The organism is Serratia sp. Res13-Sevr-LER1-36-b (assembly GCF_015673035.1).
Taxonomy (GTDB): domain Bacteria; phylum Pseudomonadota; class Gammaproteobacteria; order Enterobacterales; family Enterobacteriaceae; genus Chania; species Chania fonticola_C.
Window position 1 is genome coordinate 243,022 of sequence record NZ_JADACK010000020.1, and the last position, 21,027, is coordinate 264,048.

The 21,027-nt window shown below is 54.6% G+C and carries 16 protein-coding genes; 4 read left to right on the forward strand and 12 right to left on the reverse strand.

Annotated elements, in window-relative coordinates:
• Genes mraY through mraZ form a run of 7 tightly spaced genes read right to left on the reverse strand, consistent with a single transcriptional unit; the run spans nt 1 to nt 7,437 of the window.
• Complete coding sequence (gene mraY, locus IMQ33_RS15275; RefSeq protein ID WP_021179322.1) at nt 1–1,083, reverse strand: phospho-N-acetylmuramoyl-pentapeptide-transferase; 1,083 nt, start codon at nt 1,081–1,083, stop codon at nt 1–3.
• A complete protein-coding gene (gene murF, locus IMQ33_RS15280) occupies nt 1,077–2,438 on the reverse strand; it encodes a UDP-N-acetylmuramoyl-tripeptide--D-alanyl-D-alanine ligase (RefSeq protein ID WP_065687092.1) in 1,362 nt (453 codons plus the stop codon). Before murF ends, mraY begins: the two co-directional genes overlap by 7 nt.
• Nucleotides 2,435–3,922 (reverse strand): UDP-N-acetylmuramoyl-L-alanyl-D-glutamate--2,6-diaminopimelate ligase, encoded by a 1,488-nt coding sequence (gene murE, locus IMQ33_RS15285; RefSeq protein WP_098928809.1) that lies wholly within the window; start codon nt 3,920–3,922, stop codon nt 2,435–2,437. Before murE ends, murF begins: the two co-directional genes overlap by 4 nt.
• Complete coding sequence (locus IMQ33_RS15290) at nt 3,909–5,675, reverse strand: peptidoglycan glycosyltransferase FtsI (RefSeq protein ID WP_024483531.1); 1,767 nt, start codon at nt 5,673–5,675, stop codon at nt 3,909–3,911. The genes murE and IMQ33_RS15290 overlap by 14 nt, the downstream gene beginning before the upstream one ends.
• A 42-nt stretch (nt 5,676–5,717) precedes the next feature.
• Nucleotides 5,718–6,038 (reverse strand): cell division protein FtsL, encoded by a 321-nt coding sequence (gene ftsL / locus IMQ33_RS15295; protein WP_021179318.1) that lies wholly within the window; start codon nt 6,036–6,038, stop codon nt 5,718–5,720.
• Entirely contained in the window at nt 6,035–6,976 is a 942-nt protein-coding gene (gene rsmH, locus IMQ33_RS15300) for a 16S rRNA (cytosine(1402)-N(4))-methyltransferase RsmH (protein WP_024527176.1), read from the reverse strand. Before rsmH ends, ftsL begins: the two co-directional genes overlap by 4 nt.
• A 2-nt stretch (nt 6,977–6,978) precedes the next feature.
• A complete protein-coding gene (gene mraZ, locus IMQ33_RS15305) occupies nt 6,979–7,437 on the reverse strand; it encodes a division/cell wall cluster transcriptional repressor MraZ (protein ID WP_024483534.1) in 459 nt (152 codons plus the stop codon).
• Nucleotides 7,438–8,332: 895 nt separating this feature from the next.
• On the opposite strand from mraZ, the gene IMQ33_RS15310 reads away from it, so the two are divergent.
• On the forward strand, nt 8,333–8,800 hold the full coding sequence (locus tag IMQ33_RS15310) for an L-alanine exporter AlaE (RefSeq protein ID WP_098928811.1): 468 nt from the start codon (nt 8,333–8,335) through the stop codon (nt 8,798–8,800).
• A 209-nt stretch (nt 8,801–9,009) separates the two neighbouring features.
• Here IMQ33_RS15310 and cra read toward each other — a convergent pair whose 3' ends face one another.
• The 5 genes from cra to leuO form a co-directional block, all read right to left on the reverse strand.
• Complete coding sequence (cra, locus tag IMQ33_RS15315) at nt 9,010–10,014, reverse strand: catabolite repressor/activator (RefSeq protein ID WP_021179314.1); 1,005 nt, start codon at nt 10,012–10,014, stop codon at nt 9,010–9,012.
• 281 nt (nt 10,015–10,295) lie between these two features.
• Nucleotides 10,296–10,790, reverse strand: a complete 495-nt coding sequence (gene ilvN / locus IMQ33_RS15320) for an acetolactate synthase small subunit (protein ID WP_021179312.1) — start codon at nt 10,788–10,790, stop codon at nt 10,296–10,298.
• Nucleotides 10,790–12,508, reverse strand: coding sequence for an acetolactate synthase 3 large subunit (ilvI, locus tag IMQ33_RS15325; protein WP_196062220.1), 1,719 nt, complete (start codon nt 12,506–12,508; stop codon nt 10,790–10,792). Before ilvI ends, ilvN begins: the two co-directional genes overlap by 1 nt.
• 318 nt (nt 12,509–12,826) lie before the next feature.
• Nucleotides 12,827–14,632: a long-chain fatty acid--CoA ligase gene (locus IMQ33_RS15330; RefSeq protein WP_196062219.1), complete on the reverse strand. Its 1,806-nt coding sequence runs from the start codon at nt 14,630–14,632 to the stop codon at nt 12,827–12,829.
• 456 nt (nt 14,633–15,088) lie between these two features.
• Complete coding sequence (gene leuO, locus IMQ33_RS15335) at nt 15,089–16,036, reverse strand: transcriptional regulator LeuO (RefSeq protein ID WP_098928815.1); 948 nt, start codon at nt 16,034–16,036, stop codon at nt 15,089–15,091.
• A 917-nt stretch (nt 16,037–16,953) separates the two neighbouring features.
• Here leuO and leuA point away from each other — a divergent pair.
• From leuA to leuC, 3 genes are read left to right on the forward strand one after another with little or no spacing between them, the layout of a single operon-like run.
• Entirely contained in the window at nt 16,954–18,528 is a 1,575-nt protein-coding gene (gene leuA / locus IMQ33_RS15345) for a 2-isopropylmalate synthase (RefSeq protein WP_021179308.1), read from the forward strand.
• A 2-nt stretch (nt 18,529–18,530) separates the two neighbouring features.
• Nucleotides 18,531–19,622 (forward strand): 3-isopropylmalate dehydrogenase, encoded by a 1,092-nt coding sequence (leuB, locus tag IMQ33_RS15350; RefSeq protein ID WP_024483539.1) that lies wholly within the window; start codon nt 18,531–18,533, stop codon nt 19,620–19,622.
• A 3-nt stretch (nt 19,623–19,625) separates the two neighbouring features.
• On the forward strand, nt 19,626–21,026 hold the full coding sequence (gene leuC, locus IMQ33_RS15355; protein WP_024527182.1) for a 3-isopropylmalate dehydratase large subunit: 1,401 nt from the start codon (nt 19,626–19,628) through the stop codon (nt 21,024–21,026).
• The last annotated feature ends 1 nt before the right edge of the window (nt 21,027 follow it).

Sequence of the window (21,027 nt, forward strand, 5' to 3'; positions counted from 1 at the left end):
TCAGCGCACCTTCAGCGTCGCCAGGCCAATCAGCACCAGCATCAGCGAAATAATCCAGAAGCGCACGATCACCCGTGGTTCTGGCCAGCCTTTCAATTCATAGTGATGGTGGATCGGCGCCATGCGGAAAATACGTTGCCCGCGCAGCTTGAACGATCCCACCTGCAGGATCACCGACAGCGTTTCAACCACGAACACGCCGCCCATAATCAGCAACAAGAACTCCTGGCGCAGCAGCACGGCGATGGTACCCAACGCGCCGCCCAGTGCCAGTGAACCAACGTCACCCATAAACACCTGAGCCGGATAGGTGTTAAACCATAAGAAACCTAAACCGGCTCCGACGATCGCAGTGCAGACGATGACCAACTCACCGGCATGACGCAGATACGGAATATGCAGGTAGTTGGCGAAGTTCATGTTACCGGTCGCCCAAGCCACCAGCGCAAAGCCCGCCGCTACAAACACGGTTGGCATGATCGCCAGGCCATCCAACCCATCGGTCAGGTTGACCGCGTTGCTGGTGCCGACAATCACAAAGTAGGCCAACGCCACGTACAGCAAGCCCAGCTGCGGCATGATGTCCTTAAAGAACGGCACAACCAGCTCGGTGGCTGGCGTGTCTTTTCCTACGGCATACATGGCAAAAGCCACGACCAAGGCAATCACCGATTGCCAGAAATATTTCCAACGGGCGATCAATCCCCGAGTATCTTTGCGCACTACTTTGCGATAGTCATCGACAAAGCCGACGATGCCGTAACCCACCAGTACGAACAGTACGCACCACACATAAGGGTTGGACGGATAGGCCCACATCAGCACCGAAATGGTGATGGAGGTCAGGATCATGATGCCGCCCATGGTCGGCGTACCGCGCTTGCTAAAGTGCGATTCTGGCCCGTCGTTACGCACTACCTGACCAAAGGACATTTCCTGCAGGCGTTTGATCACCTTCGGCCCCATCCACAGGGAAAGGAACAGCGCGGTCAGCAGGCTGACAATGGCCCGGAACGTCAGATAAGAAAAGACGTTGAAGCCTGAGTAATACTTGACCAAATGTTCGGCCAGCCAAACTAACATGGTGCTTTCTCCTGTAACGCGCGTACTACCTGCTCCATTGCGGCACTACGTGAACCTTTGATTAACACGGTAATTACCGCATGTGCTGAGAGTAGTTCCGCTACGCGCGCGGTCACTGCTGTTTTATCCTGATAATGTTCACCGTTACCGGCGGCGGAGCTCAAGACCTGGCTCAGCCCACCCACGCTGATGACTTTATCAATACCGGCCAGACGGGCAGCTTCACCCACCTGACGATGACACTCTTCGGCCTCTGCGCCCAACTCGGCCATATCACCAACGACCATTACGCGATAACCCGGCATTTCTGCCAGCACCTGCGCTGCTGCCGTCATGGAACCGACGTTGGCGTTATAGCTGTCATCGAGCAACAGCTTGCCTTGCGCCAAGGCGATCGGGAACAAACGCCCCGGCACTGCCTGAAGCTGTTGCAAGCCTGCACTCACGGCGGCCAGCGAAGCGCCAACCGACATCGCCAGTGCTGCTGCCGCTAACGCATTGGCCACGTTATGGCGGCCTGGCAATGGCAACTCGATCGCTACCGTGCCGAACGGGCTGTGCAGGGTGAAATGAGTGACGCTCCCTTTCACCTGGATATCGCTGGCAAAGAAATCCACAGATTCCGCAGCCTGGGGGGAGAAACGCCAGACCGTCTTGCCCTGTAACTGCGCCTGCCAGTGCGGCCAGTCGTTGCTATCGGCGTTGAGGATCGCCACGCCATCCGCCGGCAAACCGGCAAAGATTTCACCCTTGGCCTGCGCAACGCCAGCCAGTGAGCCAAAACCTTCCAGATGGGCTGCGGCCAGATTATTCACCAGCGCGCTCTGCGGTTGCGCCAAGGCGGTGGTATAGGCAATCTCACCGATATGGTTGGCACCCAGCTCGATCACCGCAAAATCATGCTGCGGCTCTAAACGCAGCAGCGTTAGCGGCACGCCGATCTCGTTATTGTAATTCCCGGCGGTATGCAGCACTTCGCCACATTCACGTAAAATGGCCGCGGTCATCTCTTTCACCGAGGTTTTGCCCGATGAACCGGTCAGCGCTACCACTTTGGCTGGTACTTGCTGACGTACCCAGGCAGCAAACTGCCCCAGTGCCAGACTGGTATCTTTCACCACCAGTTGCGGAGCCTCCACCAATAAGCGCTTACTTACCAGCAAAGCGCCTGCGCCAGCGGCGACAGCATCGGCGGCAAAGTCGTGAGCATCGAAACGCTCGCCTTTCAGGGCCACAAACAGACAACCTGCAGTGACCTGACGAGTATCTCTCGTCACTTCGGTAATAATGCAGTCGGTGCCGATCAGCTCGGCATCCAATACCGCCGCCAGCGTCTGGAGGGAGACCGGGATCATGCCAACACCCCCAGCAAACGTGCGACGGTGGTGCGATCGGAGTAATCCAGACGACGGTTACCCACCAGTTGGTAATCCTCGTGGCCTTTACCCGCCACCAGTACCACATCCTGCTCTTTAGCCTGCATGATGGCGCTGGTCACGGCTTCGGCGCGCCCGTGGATGACCTGTACATGCCCGGCATCCAATAACCCGGCCAGAATATCTTTGATGATCGCCTGCGGTTCTTCGGTGCGCGGATTGTCATCCGTTACCACCACCCGGTCGGCAAACTGCTCGGCAATGCCACCCATAAGTGGGCGCTTACCTCTATCACGATCGCCACCGCAGCCAAATACGCACCACAGTTGCCCTTGGCAATGCAGGCGTGCGGCTTCCAGCGCTTTTTCCAGCGCATCCGGAGTGTGGGCATAATCCACCACCACCGTCGGCTTGCCTGGCGCATTGAAGACTTCCATCCGGCCACAGACCGGCTGCAGTTGATTGGCCGTGTTAACCAATTTCTCAAACGGGTAACCGAGTGACAGCAGCGTCGCCAATGCCAGGATCAGGTTACTGACGTTAAATGCTCCCATCAGGCGGCTTTCGATCTCGCCGTTGCCCCAGCTTGAGCTGAAGTGGATGGTGGCACCGTTGTCGTGATAGTCCACCGCCGTGGTTTTCAGCCAGCGGCCATGGCAGCCAGGCTGCAAATTGTCCTGCATGGTGACGGCGACCGCGTCTGGCAATTTGGCTAGCCAACGCTGCCCGACTTCATCGTCGGCATTGATGATCGCCTGACCAACGTCGTGGCCAGCAAACAGTGACCATTTGGCCGCTTCGTAGCTGGCCATGTCACCGTGGTAATCCAGGTGATCGCGGCTCAGGTTGGTGAAAACGGCTGCGGCAAAGGGTAAAGCCGCCACACGGTGTTGCACCAGACCGTGAGAGGAGACTTCCATCGCGGCAAAGGTGGCCCCTTGCTGCGCCAGATCGTTAAGCACGTGCTGCACGTCGACGGCAGAACCGGTGGTATTTTCCGTTGGGCAAACCTGGCCTAACAACCCGTTGCCCACGGTGCCCATCACGGCGGCCGTTTCGCCCAACAGTTGGCTCCACTGGGCTAACAGTTGGGTGGTGGTGGTTTTACCGTTAGTCCCCGTCACGCCAATCAGACGCAGACGTTCGGCAGGCTGATGATAGAAACGCCCGGCTAACGCCGACAGGCGCTGGCCAAGTTGGCTCAGGTAAATCACCGGCACGCCGTGCATTTCGCAAATTTTACCGTCTTCAGCTTCGCCTTCCGCTTCAGCGATAACGGCGGCAACCCCTTGGGCGATGGCTTGCGGAATATAGCGGCGTCCATCCGTTTGATGGCCAACTACGGCGACAAACAGATCCCCGGCAGCCGCAATACGGCTGTCTAATATCATTTCCCGCAGCGCACGCTCGGGTGCCGTTGGCACCCACGGAGCGAGTAAATCGCGCAAATTACGATCGGCCACCTGAACCCTCTTTGTTATTAATCACTAATTCGCTTTTGTCACCGGTGGGCAACGCATCTGGCTGAACGTTCATGATCCGCAGCGCGCCCCCCATGATGGCACCAAACACCGGCGCGGAAATCGCACCACCGTAGTATTTCCCACCCTGTGGATCGTTGATGACCACCACCAGAGCAAAACGAGGCTGGCTAGCTGGCGCCACCCCCGCGGTATAAGCGATATATCGGTTGACGTATTTACCATCAGGCCCGACCTTTTTGGCGGTACCGGTTTTAATGGCGATACGATAACCCTTGATGGCGGCTTTCACCCCACCACCGCCCGGCAAGGCGACACTTTCCATCATGTGCACTACCGTACGCACGGTAGCCTCAGGGAAGACGCGTTCGCCGGCAACCGGAGGGTCAACCTTGGTGATCGACAGCGGGCGATAAACGCCCAGGCTGCCGATCGTGGCATAGACTCGCGCTAACTGTAACGGGGTTACCATTAGCCCATAGCCGAAAGAGAAGGTGGCCCTCTCTATGTCAGACCACCGTTGTTTTTTTGGGTATAAGCCACTGCTTTCTCCGACCAGCCCCAAATTGGTCGCTTTTCCCAGCCCAAAACGTGAGTAAGTATCTACTAACGCTGAGGACGGCATCGCTAACGCCAGCTTTGAAACACCGACGTTACTCGACTTCTGCAAGATCCCGGTCACAGTCAGTTCCGAATAGCGCGCCACGTCTTTGATTTCATGGCCGCTAACGCGGTAAGGAATGGTATTGAGCACGCTATTTTCTTTCACTACGCCGCGCTGCAACGCCGTCATTACCACCATCGGTTTCACGGTAGAACCAGGTTCAAAAATATCGGTGATGGCACGGTTACGCATGGTGTCTTTCGGCGTATCGGCCATATTGTTCGGGTTGTACGATGGGCTGTTGGCCATCGCCAGCACTTCGCCGGTGTTCACGTCCACCAGCACTGCGGTACCAGACTCCGCCTTGTTGAAGGCGACGGCGTTATTCAACTCACGATAAACCAGTGCCTGCAGGCGTTCATCGATGCTCAACGCCAGATTGTGCGCCGCCTGGCTGTCTACCGAGGAGATGTCCTCGATCACTCGGCCATAGCGGTCTTTACGTACGGTTCTTTCGCCCGGTTGGCCGGTCAGCCAGCGATCAAAGCTCTTTTCGACCCCTTCGATCCCTTCGCCGTCAATGTTGGTCACGCCGATGATATGAGAAGTAACCTGGCCAGACGGGTAGTAGCGGCGCGATTCCTGGCGCAGATAGATGCCAGGCAATTTCAGCTTGTGGATGTAATCACCAATCGCCGGGTTAACCTGCCGGGCCAGATAGACAAAGCGCCCCTTCGGATTGGCATTAATACGATTGGAGAGCTGATCGAGCGGAATTTGCAACGCGTCGGACAGCGCTTTCCAGCGCGAATCCAGCGTAATACCCCCGCGTTCGTTCAACTCTTTCGGATCGGCCCACACGGCGTTCACCGGCACGCTCACCGCCAACGGGCGGCCAGAGCGGTCACTGATCATGCCGCGAGCAGTGGGAACCGACTGCACACGTAGCGAACGCATGTCGCCTTCTTTCACCAACCGATCCGGATTGATCACCTGCAAATAAGCCACACGCAGCATCAGCCCAACCAGCGCCAACAGAATACAGCCGCACAGCAACGCAAAACGCCAGCTGACAAAGCTGGCCTGATCTTCCTGGCGTTTCAACTTCTTACCGGGACGTACTGCTTTCATGCGTTAGCTATTTGCTCCGTATCGTGACTTCGGCTAAACCACTCATGGCTTGACAATGATAATTTCCTGCGATGGATCAACGTGTTGCATCTGCAGTTTTTCGGTGGCGATACGCTCTACGCGGCTGTGATCGCCAAGGGCATTCTCTTCCAGGATCAGGTTGCGCCATTCGATATCCAGCGCATCTCTCTCCAGCACCAGCTGTTCGCGCTCGGCGGTCAGCAGGCGGGTACGGTGCGCGGTGGTCACCACAAACACGGCGGAAACCAACGCGGCAATCATCAAAATCAGCGGGATCTTGGCGTTACGCAGCAGATCGCCACCAATGACGCCAACTAAACCGTGGCGCTCATTACCAATCACGCAGGCATCCTCTCGGCAATACGCAGTACCGAACTACGCGCCCGTGGGTTTTCAGCCACTTCAACATCGCCTGGCTTCATTTTGCCCAAGGCTTTCAGTGTGCGGCCGCCCATTTCACGCAACTGCGCTTCAGTGAGCGGAATTCCTGCCGGAACCTGGGCACCACGGCTGTGGTGGCGCATAAAGCTTTTGACGATACGGTCTTCCAACGAATGGAAGCTGATGATCGACAGGCGGCCTTCGGGTGCCAACACGGCTAATGCACCGTCCAGCGCGCGTTCGATCTCTTCCAGCTCGCTGTTGATGTAGATACGGATCGCCTGGAAGCTGCGGGTTGCCGGGTGTTTATGCTTATCACGGAACGGGCTGGCATGGGCTATCAGCTCGGCCAGTTCCTTGGTACGGGTCATCGGCTCTACTTGGTTTCTTTCCACGATGGCGCGGGCAATGCGTTTGGCGAAGCGTTCTTCACCGAAGGTTTTCAGCACCCAGGCAATATCGTCGGCTTCCGCTTTCATCAACCATTCGGCGGCGGATTGGCCGCTTGAAGGATCCATACGCATATCCAGCGGGCCGTCACGCATAAAGGAAAATCCGCGTTCTGCGTCATCCAGTTGCGGGGAGGAAACACCTAAGTCGAGCAACACGCCGTCGATCTTGCCCACCAGTTCCCGTTGCTGCACATAGTCAGCCAAATCGGAAAACGGACCGTGGATGATAGTAAAACGTGGGTCTGCAATAGATTGAGCTGCGGCAATTGCCTGCGGATCGCGATCGATAGCCAACAAGCGCCCTTCCGGCCCCAGTTGGGACAAGATCAGACGAGAATGACCACCGCGACCAAAAGTACCGTCGATGTAGATGCCGTTACTGCGAATATTGAGACCCTTCACGGCCTCATCCAGCAATACGGTCGTATGTTTATAATTTTCCAGCATGCTTATAGTGACAAGTCCTGTAGCCGCTCAGACAACGGTTCCTGAGTGGATTGTTCCGCGTCAATATCATCCTTGACTTGTTGATACCAGGTCTGTTCATCCCACAGTTCAAACTTGTTAAACTGCCCGACCAGCATCACTTCTTTAGTAAGCCCGGCATGTTGGCGTAGCGTATTGGCTAACAGCAACCGACCGGCATTATCCATCTGACACTCGCTGGCATGGCCCAACAGCAAGCGCTGGACTCGGCGCTCGGCGGGATTCATGCTCGACAGACGGGACAACTTTTGCTCGATGATTTCCCATTGAGGTAATGGATAAAGCAGCAGGCAGGGCTGATGGAGGTCAATGGTGCAAACCATTTGGCCTTGCGATTCCTCATTCAGTAAATCCCGATAACGGGTTGGTACGGCGAGCCGTCCTTTACTGTCGAGGTTGACCATCGTTGCCCCACGAAACATACCTGAGCTACCCCCTCGTGACCCTTTTCACCACTTTACACCACAAATTCCCACATAAGGGAGTTTACGGAGGGTATGAAAACCTTGTCAAGCCAGAGCAAGAGCGGTTTGGCAATATTTATAGGCATATTCTGGAGGCTGGCTCACGAAAGGAACTCTATTTATTGCATGAATATAAATTAACATCATGATTAAAGAGGAGAATTTTCTAAGCGGAAAGAGTGTGATTAAAATAAACACAAATTGACGATTAAATAACTCATTATGTCCTTCTGCAATCCAGGTCTCACTTTTCAACATCGCTCTCGGCGGGGACAACCCCACCGCATCCCGCATCGGTCAAGGCTTGGCCGCAAGCCGCCTGCCAGCAGGGAAATGCGATAAGCCCTTGAGTTAATAACACTCAGCGAGTATTTCGCTGCCAACGGCGCGCTATTTTACTTCAATTATTCCGTCAAAGAACAACACAAAGATAAAATAAATGGCGAAGCACTGGCTCAAGCCGCTAATTATGATTCAAATCAAAATGGTAAGATTATTCTCAAAACACCTATTTACAATTCATCTGGATTTTTTTGCGACTTTAGGAATATACGTAAATTTAGTGAGCCTATCGCTAAATCAGCCGCAAAACCGTCATCTCACCGTCGCCACATAATCATAACGTACTGTTTATAATGATAATTTCTACAACTGCAATTTTAAATTCCTGCTTTACGCACTTTCCCCCCTGTTGTCAGGATAAAAATCACTCAAATGTTAAAAATAAAAATTTTAAGCCACTTATAACAATCAATCCAGTCAAGTAGACTACTAAATAGCAGCAAGGTCAGTTAATAACACCTAATTAACATTAACAACCAACATATTAACCGATAAATTCAGGGATCGTGTCATGTCTAGAGCCGTTTCACCATGGCGCAGCGCTGCCGCCGATACTTTTGCGCTGGTGGTGTACTGTTTTATCGTCGGGATGGCGATTGAAATATTGATTTCGGGCATGAGCTTTAGCCAATCGCTCTCCTCCCGGGTGGTGTCGATCCCCGTCAATATCCTGATCGCCTGGCCCTATGGCCGCTACCGCGATTTCTTTATCGCCACCGCACGCCGCAGCCCCCGCGGGCAATTTTTATTGCGGAACCTGGCCGATCTGTTGGCTTACGTCAGTTTTCAATCGCCGGTTTATGCTGCCATTCTGTGGAGCGTGGGTGCAGACGGCCAGCAGATCCTGGCCGCGGTGACCAGCAATGCGGTGATCTCAATGGCGATGGGCGTGGTGTACGGCTATTTTCTGGAATATTGCCGCAGGCTGTTTCGCGTGGTCCCCTCACCCCAACCCTCTCCCACAGCGAGAGGGGGCTGATTGCCCCTGCTCTGCTGGAGCTAAAGAGATAATCTCGGCACCAAAGTGAGTCACTACAGTTTCAGACCCACTCCACCAAGGAGAGCTGATACGAAGCTGTGATCAGGAACAGGAGTTAATCAGTCACCGGGTGTACAGAACGAATGGCGTAGGCAAATTGTGACTCGAACGGTCCCCTCTCCCTGTGGGAGAGGGTTAGGGTGACGGCATTATTTGCGGCTCAGGCTGCCACGGCGGAACAGGTTACGGCGAATGCGCGTCATACCCGGTTTAGGTTTGCGCGGTTCATCCAGGCTGGCAAGTACCAGCTCCAGCACCCGCTCGGCAACATCACGGTGGCGCTGGGCCACGGCAAGCACCGGGCATTCCAGGAAATCCAATAGCTCATGGTCACCAAAGGTGGCAATCGCCAGATCCGCCGGTAAACGCCCACGCTGTTTCAGCGTAACGTCCATCACGCCCTGCAACAGCGAGAATGAGGTGGTAAACAACGCCTGTGGCATCGGATGGGTTTTCAACCATTCCGCGAACAGCACACCGGCTGCTTCACGCTCATAGCTATTGGCATAGAGATAATCCACCTGCCGCTCATCATCCTGCCAGGCCTGACGGAAGCCCTGCTCACGCAAGAAGCTGACCGAAAGCTCAGGCAAAGCCCCCAGATACAACACCGACTTGGCGGGGAAAGTGCGTAACTCCTGCGCCAAGGCAAAGGCGTCTTCCTGATCGGCCCCCACCACGCTGATAAAGTGTTCACGATCCAGAGCGCGATCCAACGCGATAATCGGGAAAGGATCGTTAGCCCAGCGTTGATAGAAAGGATGCTCCGGCGGTAACGCAGTGGAGACGATGATCGCATCAACCTGGCGTTGCAGCAGGTGCTCAATGCAGCGCATTTCATTATCCGGCTGATCTTCCGAGCAGGCGATCAACAGTTGATAACCGCGCTGACGCGCCTGGCGTTCCAGGTAGTTGGCGATGCGGGTATAGCTGGTATTTTCCAGATCCGGGATCACCAGGCCGATAGAACGAGTGCGGCCCGCACGCAGCCCTGCCGCTACGGCATTCGGGTGATAATTGTGCTCCCTGACCACGGCCATCACTTTTTCGACGGTTTTATCGCTGACACGATACTGCTTCGCCTTGCCGTTGATGACATAACTGGCCGTAGTGCGCGAAACGCCTGCGAGACGCGCGATTTCATCCAGTTTCACGTTAACCCCTTTAAATGACTCTCAAAATGACAATGGATCGTGTGGCGTTGTTTACCCCACGCTTTCAATGTACGGCTAAGCATGCAGCGAACCGAAAGCGGAAGGGTAATGAGTAACCATGATAGTCACTATGGTTATTCAACCCGTAATGGCGATCTAACAGCAGAAAACACTGCCGAGCAACCGCTTTCGCCCAAAGGTGCCAGCAAATGGGCAAAAAATTAAAAAGAAAGGGCGCAGCAAACCTGCCACGCCCCGGATACCGTGCAGAAAACCCGCTATCAGCGCATGATCTTGTCGCCGCGCGACACGCCAACAATCCCCGAGCGGGCCACTTCGACGATTTCCGCTACTTCACGTACGGCGTTGAGGAAAGCGTCCAGCTTGTCGCTGGTCCCCGCCAACTGCACGGTGTAAAGCGACGAGGTGACATCCACAATCTGGCCACGGAAGATATCCGTGCTGCGTTTCACCTCTTCACGACCATAGCCGCTAGCCTGCAGCTTCACCAGCATGATTTCACGCTCAACGTGAGCCCCCTGCACCAGCTCACTGACGCGTAGAACGTCAACCAGCTTATGCAACTGCTTCTCTATCTGCTCCAGTACCTTTTCATCACCCACCGTCTGGATCGTCATGCGCGACAAGGTTGGATCATCGGTAGGAGCAACCGTCAGGCTTTCGATGTTGTAGCCACGCTGAGAGAACAGCCCGACGACGCGCGACAACGCACCGGATTCGTTTTCCAGTAATACCGATAAGATACGGCGCTTCATCAGGTTCTCTCCGTTTTGCTTAGCCACATTTCGTCCATGCTTCCACCGCGGATCTGCATTGGATAAACATGTTCGGTCTCGTCGACGGTCACATCGACAAACACCAGACGTTCTTTTTCAGCCAGCGCCTGCGCCAGCTTGCTTTCCAGCTCATCCGGGGTACGAATGGCGATACCAACATGGCCATAGGCCTCGGCCAGCTTGACGAAGTCCGGCAAGGAATCCATATAGGACTGAGAATGGCGGCCAGAATAGATCATGTCCTGCCACTGCTTCACCATGCCCAGGTAGCGGTTATTCAGGTTGACCACCACTACCGGCAAATTGTACTGCAGAGCCGTGGACAACTCCTGGATATTCATCTGGATGCTGCCGTCACCGGTGACGCACACTACCGTTTCGTCTGGCAGTGCCAGTTTCACCCCGAGGGCGGCTGGCAGGCCAAAGCCCATAGTGCCCAAGCCACCCGAGTTGATCCAACGGCGCGGTTTATCGAACGGATAATAAAGCGCGGCAAACATCTGGTGCTGGCCAACGTCGGAGGTGACATAGGCATCGCCTTTGGTCAGGCGGTGCAGCGTTTCGATCACCGCCTGAGGTTTGATGGTGCCACTGTCTTTGTTGTAGCCCAGGCAATCACGCGCGCGCCACTGTTCAATGGACTGCCACCAGTCACGCAGCGCATCGAAATCCTGCGCTTTGTCCTCATGCGCCAGCAGTTCCAGCATCTGCGTCAGCACCTGTTTGGCATCGCCAACGATAGGAATATCGGCATCCACCGTTTTGGAAATGGAAGTCGGGTCGATATCGATATGCAGCACCGTGGCATCCGGGCAGTATTTGGCCAGGTTATTGGTAGTGCGATCGTCAAAGCGCACCCCAACGGCAAAAATCACGTCGGAATGATGCATGGTCTTGTTGGCTTCATAGGTGCCGTGCATGCCCAGCATACCGACGCTTTGGCGGTGAGTCCCAGGGAACGCCCCCAGCCCCATCAGCGTACAGGTGACCGGCAGGTTCAGCTTTTCCGCCAGTTGCAGCAACTCTTCATGACACTCCGAATTGATGGCACCGCCGCCCACATACATGATCGGCTTTTTTGCCGCCAGAATGGTCTGTAGGGCGCGTTTGATCTGCCCGCGGTGGCCTTGCACCGTCGGGTTGTAGGAACGCAGGCTGACGTCCTGCGGATACGCGTAAGGCATTCTTATCGCCGGGCCGACGATATCCTTCGGCAGATCGACCACCACTGGGCCAGGGCGGCCGGTAGAAGCCAGGTAAAACGCCTTTTTCAGCACGGAAGGAATGTCTTCGGTACGCTTGACCAGGAAGCTGTGTTTTACCACCGGGCGGGAGATACCCACCATGTCGCACTCTTGGAACGCATCGTAACCAATCAGCGAGCTCGGCACTTGACCAGATAGCACCACCATCGGGATGGAATCCATATAGGCGGTGGCGATGCCGGTAATGGCGTTGGTAGCCCCAGGGCCAGAAGTGACCAGCACGACACCCACTTCGCCGGTTGCTCGTGCATAGCCATCGGCCATATGCACCGCCCCTTGCTCGTGGCGCACCAGAATATGATCGATGCCCCCTACCGTGTGCAGGGCATCATAGATATCGAGTACCGCCCCGCCCGGATAGCCGAATACATGCTTAACGCCCTGATCGATCAGCGATCGGACGACCATCTCGGCTCCTGACAATATTTCCATGGGTTTGCCTCCAGGCTTACATAGCTTGTTCTTGTCTGACGCCGGAACGTAGCGCCTGTCCTGTCTGGGGCATGGCCCCAAAAATCTTATGGACGTTTTGGACTCTTAACATAGCGTCAGAATATGGGGCAGGCAAACGGCAAAATGGCTTATCGTGGGCAAGGGTATTGCCATCAGGCTGAAGATGTAGGGCTTGGCAAAACTATGCACTAGCTGAGCGGTTGTTCAGCTAGGCATTGTTTCGAGGGTGGAGGTAATTACAGAACTATATCAGGCAAGAGCGACTGGGGATTTTTCGTCCGCCTGCCGCCCCTATCATCACTTTTCCTGATACATCGACTCTATTTCATGCTGATAACGCTGTAGGATCACCTTGCGACGCAGCTTCAGCGTCGGGGTCAGCTCCCCCAATTCCATCGAGAAGGCCGCCGGCAGCAGGGTAAATTTCTTCACCTGCTCAAACAGAGCCAACTCTTTTTGCATTTCCCGCAAACGCTTTTCGAACATTTCGATAATATGGCTGTTGCGCAGCAGCTCGAGCCGATCCTGATACTTAAGATTGACCGATTTGGCATACTCTTCCAACGATTCGAAGCTCGGGACGATCAACGCGGAGACAAATTTGCGTGCATCGGCAACGATCGCGACCTGTTCAATAAAGCGATCCTGCGCCAGGGTACCTTCCAGCATCTGTGGCGCAATGTATTTGCCGCCGGAGGTCTTCATCAGATCCTTCAGCCGTTCGGTAATAAACAAGTTGCCGCCATCGTCGATCATGCCAGCATCACCGGTTTTCAACCAACCGTCTGCGGTAAAGCTATCGGCCGTCTCCAAGGGTTTATTGAAATAGCCACGCATCACGATTGGCCCACGCACCTGGATTTCATTTTCATCGCCAATGCGCACTTCTACGCCGGGCAGCGGCTTGCCGATCGAACCAAAGCGGAAGTTGTTCTCTTCCCAGCATGAGACCGTGGCACAGGTTTCCGTCATGCCGTAGCCGTATTTGATATTAATGCCCATCGCCTGGAAAAACAGAATGACGTTGTCATCAAGCTTGGCACCGGCCGCCGGCAAGAAGCGCACCCGCCCCCCCAGGATCCCCCGCAGCTTGCTTAACACCAGCTTGTCAGCCCAGCGGTGAGAGAGGTCGAACAGCTTGCCTAACGGTTTCCCAGCCCTTTCCTGGAGGAACTTGCGTTCACCGCAGACGATGGCCCAGTGGAATAAGGCACGCCGTAACCAAGGCGCACGAGCGACCTTTTCATGCACCGCGCTGAAGATTTTTTCATAAAAGCGTGGCACTGCACACATCAGGGTCGGTTTGACATCGGCCATCGCTTCCCGCACCCAGTCGGTATTGGGCAGATAAACGTTCTGCGCGCCCGAATGCATGATAAAGAAGCTCCAGGCACGTTCAAACACGTGTGACAGTGGCAGGAAGCTGAGGGAAACGTCATCCGCCGTCACCGTCAGGCGATCGTCATGCAGCTGCAACTGTGCGGCCATATTGCGGTAGTCAAGCATCACGCCTTTCGGCTCCCCGGTGGTGCCTGAGGTGTAGATAAGGGTGAATAAATCCTGCAAATCGCGCTCGGCAATTCTTTGCTGACGCTGGGCTTCGAAACGCTCGATATCCGCAAGACGTTCGAAATGATGCAGGTGTTGAGCAATCTCACAGTCGCGCAAATCGGCTGAAGCATCAAAGACAATAATGTGGGTCAGTTGCGGGCATACGCCACGCAGCGCAATCGCGGCATCCAACTGTTCTTGTTCGCCGACAAACAGAATGCGGATATCGGCATCGTTAATGATAAATGCCGCCTGAGCCGGAGTGTTGGTGGCATAAAGCGGCACGCTGACCGCCCGCAGTTCGAGGATCGCCAGATCGGCCAACGACCAGGTCATGCTGTTGTTGGCAAAAATCGCGATACGTTCCTGTACCTCGACGCCCAGTGCCAGCAAGGCGCAGGCAATATGTTGCATATGCGCCCCGACCTGCGACCAGGTCAGCCGTGTTTCTCCCTGCGGGGACCACTGACGGAAAGCCGTATGTTCGGCACGGTTAGCAATGTGATGCTGTATACGTTCGACCTGATGGTAATGCTGCAAGGTATTGGTCATAGCGCTCTATGCCTGAAATTAATCAACCAGTTAACCGCGATTGGAGCGGAAGCTCTCACATCTCAGCTTACACGTGTTTACTTTTTTTGCGCAGTCTACCTAGTCTCCGGCTGTGGGAAAAGGGATTTCAGCGTAGAAGTGTGAGCCAAAACGCGCTTGTGCTCATTTCTCTTGATCTTGGACAAAAGGGAGTGCAAAAGGTTTACGCCAAACAGACAAAGTGGGATCGACGACAAGAAAGGAAAGGTGACAGGTTAAAATAACGGCAGTATCGTTTGGGGCAGAATAGTGTTTCGGTCACTTAAATTAAATAACCCTCGCGGGTAAATGATATTTTCCACGGTATCACTACACGGAATTATCTTAGTTTTTCTTGAGCCTATTCTTATTAATCTTTCACGCTGTCCATTATCAACCCGACGCACTCGAAAGCGCGCTGGGCCAATAAATCACTAATTAACGCAATACACCCGCTTGGCTAAGTACGGACTTCATCCACTGATGGCCTTCATCACGCTCGGCAGACTCATGCCAGGAAAGATAACAGGTGGCGGTTTTTCTCTCCCAAGGCAGCGGAATTAATTTTAGCTGCAAGGCTTGTGCGTGCTGCTGGGCAAACCAGCGAGGAGCGATTGCCACCATCTCGGTCATGGCGACCAGATTCAATACGCTGAACAGGTCGGTACATTGCTGGGTGACACTGCGCTGTAGGGTTTCGTCCAGATAGTAGGGTTTGCTAAAGGAGCAAAAGCGCTCCAATGCGATGACGGCATGATGCTCCGCCAGCATCTGTTTCTGGCTAATGGTACCTACCAGGCGTGGGTGAGACTGCGCGGCAACCAGGGTCAATTCATCATCGAATAAGGCAATATCCTGAAACTCGGGATGTTCAAGGCGGCTATAGCCAATAACAAACTCGGTTTCCTGATAGCGTAACTGATGCTCGATGTTATTGCTCATGTAAGACTTGGTCTGTATCTGCACGTTGGGAGCCATGCTCTTGACGTTGTTGATTATTTTGGCAGTCAGACGAATATCTAGCGGGCTGCAGATAGAAAGCATAAAGAGGCGTTCACTGCTCAGGGCATCAAAACCAGCGCCTGGCAGCTCATTTTGTACCAGCTGCAGTGCCTGGCGTACCGGGCCAAAAAGTTGGCGGGCGCGCATGGTAGGCTGAATGCCACGGCCGAAGCGGACAAACAGCTCGTCGTTGAACATGATCTTCAAACGCGACACGGCATTGCTGACCGCTGGCTGCGACATCCCTAAGGAATTTGCCGCCTTGGTAATATTCTGCATCTGCATAACTGCATCAAAAACAGTGAGTAAATTAAGATCCACACTGCGCAAATGAATATCACCGTTTTCTTTCCTCAAGACAGTTCCTGAATTATATTCGGACATATCCAAACTCCACTAAGTCCCATGTAGATAATCCCGCTAGCGCGCAGGGGAATAACGGGAAAAGACACGCTACGTTATTCCCACACAGCGAAATTAGTTATCCCTTTTGACTACCCTTGTAAGATAGCAATCGGGCATCATCCTATAAAAATATGACACAGGGTGCATATTAGGCATTGTTCGTCGTTAGGTAGCCTTGGCACATCGGTTCGCAACTCGCCGATGGCATACAAACAAAATTGGCAGACAAAACACCTGCGTTATGGATACCTGTTTGGCCCCATCAACCTCTGGATCAGACCATAAAATGAGTTAATGGACAATCATGCCAGAGCAAAATAGGTATCTTTAGCATCACTTAATTGATTGTAGCGGCTCAGTTCAGCGCTAAAAATACGAATTACGAATAGATTAACAAAAACAAATTGACACCATGAATACCAAACCAGAAACATCAGCATCCTATCAAACCACGTTTGCTGGTTTTTTGCGCCAACGAAAAATTTTAACCTAGTAGTCTTGTTAATCAATGCGACAGCGCCACTTTCAAACCATTTATGCTAATAAAACCCCAATCACCTGCGGATTTAGCGCTGGCCCTGGGGGGTTTTACCGAGTTTCCAACTAGCGCCATCCCCACTGGCGCCGCGCTTTTCAATACCCCTGCTTTAATCAGGTGTTGACATGCCCCGGCCAATAAAGTATCAAATTAGGCAACGAAACAATTTTAGAGAAGCTGACCGCCATGATCCGTACTCACCGTCTACTAGGCCTACTACTAAACGCATCTTATGTGCGCGGTACGCTGGTGGACGGGGTTCAAAGCTGATTCAGCCCATCATCTGCAAAACCCGCGCTACTGCGCGGGTTTTTTTTTACCCGCTTAGCGTGAAACAAACACGACAAGGAACAACACGATGAGCCAACAAGTCATTATTTTCGATACCACATTGCGTGATGGTGAACAGGCGCTGCAGGCGAGCCTGAGCGTTAAAGAAAAAATCCAGATCGCCATGGCGCTGGAAAGAATGGGTGTCGATGTAATGGAAGTCGGCTTCCCAGTCTCCTCTCCTGGGGACTTCGAGTCAGTACAGACCATTGCCCGCCAGATCAAAAACAGCCGCGTTTGTGGTCTGGCACGCTGTGTTGATAACGACATTGACGTCGCTGCCGAAGCATTACGCGTGGCCGAGGCCTTCCGTATTCACGTCTTCCTGGCCACCTCCACCCTGCATATCGAATCCAAACTGAAGCGCTCTTTCGACCAGGTGCTGGAAATGGCGGTGCGCTCCGTCAAACGCGCCCGTAACTATACCGATGACGTAGAGTTCTCCTGTGAAGACGCTGGCCGTACCCCTATTGATAACCTGTGCCGCGTGGTAGAAGCCGCCATCAATGCCGGTGCCACTACCATTAATATCCCTGATACCGTTGGCTACACCACGCCAAACCAGTTCGGCGGCATCATCACTACACTGTACGACCGCGTGCCTAATATTGATAAGGCGATTATCTCCGTCCACTGCCACGACGATTTGGGCATGGCCGTGGGTAACTCTATCGCTGCCGTCCAGGCCGGTGCCCGCCAGGTAGAAGGCACCTTGAACGGCATCGGCGAACGTGCCGGTAACTGTTCACTGGAAGAAGTGATCATGGCCATCAAGGTGCGTCAGGACTTTATGCAGGTGCACACCAATATCAATCATCAGGAAATCTACCGTACCAGCCAGTTGGTCAGCCAACTGTGCAATATGCCCATCCCGGCCAACAAGGCCATCGTCGGTTCCAATGCCTTCGCTCACTCCTCCGGTATCCACCAGGACGGCGTGCTGAAAAACCGGGAGAACTACGAAATCATGACGCCGCAGACCATCGGTCTGAAAGATGTCCAGTTGAACCTGACCTCCCGTTCCGGCCGCGCGGCGGTAAAACACCGCATGGAAGAAATGGGCTACAAGGAGCAGGATTACAATCTGGACGTGCTGTATGCGGCTTTCCTGAAGCTGGCCGACAAGAAAGGCCAAGTGTTTGACTACGATCTGGAAGCCCTGGCATTTATCAACAAGCAGCAGGAAGAGCCTGAGCATTTCAGTCTGGAATACTTCAGCGTGCAGTCTGGCAGCAGCATTATGGCTACCGCCTCGGTCAAACTGAAATGTGGCGACGAAGAGAAGTCCGAAGCCGCCACAGGCAATGGGCCGGTCGATGCGGTTTACCAAGCCATCAACCGTATTACCGACTACCCGATTGAGCTGGTGAAATACCAACTGACCGCCAAAGGCCAGGGCCGCGACGCGCTGGGCCAGGTTGATATCGTGGTGTCTTACAATGGCCGCCGCTTCCATGGCGTGGGCCTGGCAACCGATATTGTGGAATCCTCTGCCAAGGCGATGATCCACGTATTGAACAATATCTGGCGCTCTCAGCAAGTAGAAAAAGAAAAGCAGCGCTTGCAGCAAACCAAACATCAAAATAATCAGGAAACGGTGTGAACATGACTAAGACTTACCACATTGCCGTCTTGCCCGGAGACGGGATCGGCCCAGAAGTAATGGCCCAGGCCCATAAAGTGTTAGATGCCGTGCGCCAACGCTTTGGTATCCGCATCACTACCAGTGAATATGACGTCGGTGGTATTGCCATCGATCGCCACAGCACCCCATTACCCGCAGCGACCGTTGCCGGCTGCGAGCAGGCCGATGCCATCCTGTTCGGCTCGGTAGGCGGCCCTAAATGGGAGCACCTGCCACCGGCAGAGCAGCCGGAGCGCGGTGCGCTGCTGCCGCTGCGCAAGCACTTCAAACTGTTCAGCAACCTGCGCCCTGCCCGCCTGTACCAAGGGCTGGAAGATTTTTGCCCGCTGCGTGCGGATATTGCCGCGCGTGGCTTCGACATTCTGTGCGTACGTGAGTTAACCGGCGGCATCTACTTTGGCCAACCCAAAGGCCGTGAAGGCCAGGGCATGCATGAGCGCGCCTTTGATACCGAGGTCTACCACCGCTTTGAAATCGAACGCATCGCCCGTATCGCCTTCGAGTCTGCCCGCAAACGCCGCAATATCGTCACCTCGATTGATAAAGCCAACGTGTTGCAAAGCTCCATCCTGTGGCGTGAAGTGGTGACTCAGGTAGCCAAGGACTATCCGGATGTGTCGCTGTCGCACATGTATATCGACAACGCCACCATGCAGTTAATCAAAGACCCGTCCCAGTTTGACGTGTTGCTGTGCTCCAACCTGTTCGGCGACATCCTGTCGGACGAATGCGCCATGATCACCGGCTCGATGGGCATGCTGCCTTCCGCCAGCCTGAACGAACAAGGTTTTGGCCTGTACGAACCCGCCGGGGGTTCCGCACCTGACATCGCGGGCAAAAACATTGCCAACCCGATCGCGCAAATTCTGTCTGCCACCCTGCTGCTGCGTTACAGCCTGGGTGCCGATGAAGCCGCAGATGCGATCGAGCGCGCCATTAATCAGGCGTTGGAACAGGGCTACCGTACCGCCGATCTGGCCGGTGCCGGCAAAGCCATCGGCACCAATGAAATGGGCGATATCATTGCCCGCTTCGTGGCTGAGGGGGCGTAAATCATGGCCAAGACCTTATATCAGAAATTATACGATGCCCACGTGGTGCATGAAGCGCCAAACGAGACACCGCTGCTGTACATCGATCGTCATCTGGTGCATGAAGTGACCTCCCCACAGGCGTTCGACGGCCTGCGTGCCATGGGCCGCAAAGTGCGTCAGCCGGGCAAGACTTTTGCCACCATGGATCACAACGTGTCGACCCAGACCAAAGACATCAACGCCAGCGGCGAGATGGCTCGCATTCAGATGCAGGAGCTGATCAAGAACTGCGCAGAGTTCGGCGTCTCACTGTATGACCTGAACCACCCCTTCCAGGGCATTGTGCACGTTATCGGCCCTGAGCAAGGCATGACGCTGCCGGGCATGACCATCGTCTGTGGCGACTCCCATACCGCCACGCACGGTGCCTTTGGCTCGCTGGCGTTCGGTATCGGTACTTCGGAAGTGGAACACGTGCTGGCGACCCAAACCCTGAAGCAGGGCCGCGCCAAGACGATGAAGATTGAAGTCACCGGCGATGCCGCAGAAGGTATCACCGCCAAAGATATCGTGCTGGCCGTGATCGGCAAAACCGGCAGCGCTGGCGGTACTGGCCACGTCGTTGAATTTTGTGGCAAAGCTATCGAAGCGTTGAGCATGGAAGGCCGCATGACGCTGTGCAACATGGCGATTGAGATGGGTGCCAAAGCGGGCCTGGTTGCGCCAGACGACACCACCTTCAATTACCTGAAAGGCCGCCAGTTCGCTCCTACCGGGGAAAACTGGGAGCAGGCCGTGGCCTACTGGCGCACCATGAAGTCCGACGCCGAAGCCAAATTCGATACCACCATCACCCTGCGGGCGGAAGATATCGCACCACAGGTCACCTGGGGCACCAACCCTGGGCAGGTTATCGCGGTCGATCAGGCAATCCCAACCCCCGATTCCTTTAGCGATCCGGTGGAACGTGCCTCAGCTGAAAAAGCGTTGGCCTATATGGATCTGAAACCCGGCATCAAGCTGACTGACGTCGCAATCGACAAAGTGTTTATCGGTTCTTGCACCAATTCACGCATCGAAGATCTGCGTGCCGCAGCCGCCATTGCCAAAGGCCGTAAAGTGGCCGCAGGCGTGCAGGCGATTGTGGTGCCTGGCTCCGGCCCGGTCAAAGCTCAGGCGGAAGAGGAAGGTCTGGACAAGATCTTTATCGAAGCCGGTTTCGAATGGCGCCTGCCAGGCTGCTCCATGTGCCTGGCGATGAACAACGACCGTCTGAACCCTGGCGAACGCTGTGCCTCAACCAGCAACCGTAACTTCGAAGGGCGTCAGGGCCGCGGTGGGCGTACCCATCTGGTCAGCCCGGCTATGGCCGCCGCAGCTGCCGTTACCGGCCATTTTGCCGACATCCGTGAATTGCACTAAG